This is a genomic window from Ruegeria sp. E1 (assembly GCF_056534225.1).
Map to the genome: position 1 here is coordinate 1 of NZ_JBQFPE010000034.1, position 3,447 is coordinate 3,447.

Sequence of the window (3,447 nt, forward strand, 5' to 3'; positions counted from 1 at the left end):
CCGCCTTATTCCAGTTCGATCAACAGGTCCTTGGCGTCAATCTGTCCGCTGGGCTGAACATGGACGGCCTTGACCACCGCGTCGCGTTCGGCGTGGATACCGGTTTCCATCTTCATCGCTTCGATGGTCAGCAACAGATCGCCCTCGTGCACTTCCTGACCGGCGGTCACGGCGACGGTGGCCACAACACCCGGCATTGGTGCGCCGATGTGGTTAGCGTTACCGATCTCGGCCTTGGGACGCTGCGCGGTCGAGGCTTTGACCAGACGGTTCGGCACCCGGATCACCCGGGGCTGACCGTTGAGTTCGAAGAACACCTTGACCTCGCCATTCTCGTCCGTTTCCCCTACCGCCTGACAGCGGATTTCCAGGATCTTGCCCGGATCGATCTCGGCGGTGATCTCTTCGCCGGGCTCCATGCCGTAGAAGAAGGTGCGCGTCGGCAGGGCGCGGACCGGGCCATAGGTCCGGTGGCGGCCCATGTAATCCAGGAACACCTTGGGATACATCAGGTATCCGTTCAGATCCTCGTCATCGACCTCTTTGCCCTCAAGCTGTTTCGACAGATCGGCGCGGGTGGCCTCAAGATCGATCGCCTCGACATGCTTGCCCGGACGTTCGGTATTGGGGGCCTCGCCCTTCAGGACCTTGTTGAGGATCGCGTCCGGGAACCCGCCCGGAGGCTGGCCCAGATTGCCGCGCATCATGTCGATGACCGAGTCCGGAAAGGCCACATCGGTGGACGGGTTTTCCACATCATCCCGCGTCAGGCCCTGGCTGACCATCATCAGCGCCATGTCACCCACCACCTTGGACGAGGGCGTCACCTTGACGATATCGCCGAACATCTGGTTCACATCCGCATACATCTGCGCAACCTCGTGCCAGCGCTCCTCCAGCCCCAGGCTGCGCGCCTGCGCCTTGAGGTTGGTGAACTGACCACCGGGCATCTCGTGCAGATAGACCTCGGACGCCGGGGCCTGCAGGCTGGATTCGAACGCCGCGTACTGGCCACGCACGGCCTCAAAGTAATCGCTGATCTCACGGATGGCCTTGATGTCCAGCCCGGTGTCACGCTCGGTATGGCGCAGTGCTTCGACCACAGTGCCCAGCGTCGCCTGGCTGGTATTGCCCGAGAAGCTGTCCATCGCGCAATCCACCGCATCCACGCCCGCCTCGGAGGCCGCCAGAATGGTGGCGCTGGCGATACCGGCGGTATCATGAGTGTGGAAGTGGATCGGCAGGCCGACCTCTTCCTTCAGCGCGCGGATCAGAATGCGGGCCGAGGCTGGTTTCAACAGACCGGCCATATCTTTCAGACCCAGCACATGCGCGCCTGCGTCGCGCAGTTCCTTGGCCATGCCGACATAGTATTTCAGGTCATACTTCGCACGGTCCGGGTCCAGAATGTCGCCGGTATAACAAACCGTGCCCTCACAGATCTTGCCGTTCTCGACCACCGCATCCATCGCGACGCGCATATTCTCGACCCAGTTGAGCGAGTCGAACACGCGGAACACATCGATGTTCTGCGATGCCTCGCGGACGAATTCCTGCACCACATTATCGGGATAGTTGGTGTACCCAACCCCGTTTGCCCCGCGCAGCAGCATCTGGGTCATCAGGTTCGGCATCGCCTCGCGCAGATCGCGCAGACGCTGCCATGGGCATTCCTGCAAGAAACGATAAGCCACGTCAAAGGTCGCACCGCCCCAGCATTCGACGCTGAACAACTGCGGCAGGTTGGCGGCATAGCTGGGCGCGACCTTGATCATGTCGATCGACCGCATCCGAGTCGCCAGCAGCGACTGATGCCCGTCGCGCATGGTCGTGTCGGTGATCAGCAACTGACGCTGCGCCTTCATCCAGTCGGCCACGGCCTGCGGGCCTTTTTGTTCCAGCAGGTTGCGGGTGCCCATCTTGGGCTCACCCTTCAACGCGGGCGGGCGCGCCTCTTTCAGATCGGGGCGGGGCATCGGGCGATCCTTGGTCTCGGGGTGCCCGTTCACGGTGATATCGGCGATATAGGTCAGAACCTTGGTGCCCCGGTCACGGCGCTTCTTGAATCGGAACAGATCCGCCGTCTCGTCGATGAACTTGGTGGTGTATTCGTTCGACAGGAAAGTCGGGTGTTTCAGCAGGTTCTCGACAAAGGCAATGTTGGTGCTGACACCGCGCACACGGAATTCCCGCAGCGCCCGGTCCATCCGCGCAATCGCCTTTTCCGGCGTCGGCGCCCATGCAGTCACCTTGGTCAGCAGCGAGTCGTAATACCGCGTGATCACACCCCCCGCATAAGCCGTGCCGCCATCCAGACGGATGCCCATGCCTGTGGCCGAGCGATAGGCGGTGATGCGGCCATAATCGGGGATGAAGTTGTTCAGCGGGTCCTCGGTGGTCACCCGCGTTTGCAGCGCGTGGCCATTCAGGTGAATGTCCGCCTGGCTGGCCTTGCCGGTGGCCTCGGCCAGCGTCTTGCCCTCGGCAATCAGGATCTGAGCCTGCACGATGTCGATGCCGGTCACCTCTTCGGTGACGGTGTGCTCGACCTGAACACGTGGGTTGACCTCGATGAAGTAGAACTTGCCGGTGTTCATATCCATCAGGAATTCGACGGTCCCTGCGCATTCATAGTTCACATGGGCGCAGATGCGGCGGCCCAGCTCACAAATCTCGGCCCGCTGTTCCTCGGTCAGATAAGGGGCAGGGGCGCGTTCCACCACTTTCTGGTTCCGGCGCTGGACCGAGCAATCGCGTTCGTACAGGTGATAAATCTCACCATGCTTGTCGCCCAGGATCTGCACCTCGACATGACGGGCGCGGGTGATCATCTTTTCCAGATAACCCTCACCGTTGCCAAAGGCGGCCTCGGCCTCGCGACGGCCTTCCAGAACCTTCTCTTCCAGCTCGTCCTCGGACAGGATCGGGCGCATCCCGCGCCCGCCGCCGCCCCAGCTGGCTTTCAACATCAGCGGATAGCCGATTTCCTTGGCCTCGGCCTTGATCGCCGCCATGTCATCACCCAGAACCTCGGTGGCCGGGATCACCGGCACATCTGCGGCAATCGCGACCTTGCGCGCGCTGGCCTTGTCGCCAAGGGCGCGCATGGTCTCGGCCTTGGGGCCAATGAAGGTGATGCCGTTCTGCACACAGGCATCCACGAAATCCGGGTTCTCGGACAGCAGACCATAACCGGGGTGGATCGCATCTGCGCCGCATTCCTTGGCCACACGGATGATCTCGTCAATCGACAGATACGCCGCGACCGGGCCCAAGTCGGCACCGATGCGATAGGCCTCATCTGCCTTGAAGCGGTGCAGGCCCAGCTTGTCCTCCTCGGCAAAGACCGCGACGGTGCGTTTGCCCATCTCATTTGCTGCCCGCATCACGCGGATGGCAATCTCGCCGCGATTGGCGATCAGGATTTTCTTGAAGTCTGTCATTTCA

Annotated in this window: 1 protein-coding gene; it reads right to left on the minus strand. The window is 61.7% G+C overall.

All coding sequences use genetic code 11. The annotated features are described in order from the left end of the window. Positions 1-5: 5 nt before the first annotated feature. Positions 6-3,443, minus strand: coding sequence for a pyruvate carboxylase (locus ACR0FG_RS20760; protein ID WP_480895252.1), 3,438 nt, complete (start codon positions 3,441-3,443; stop codon positions 6-8). Positions 3,444-3,447: the final 4 nt, after the last annotated feature.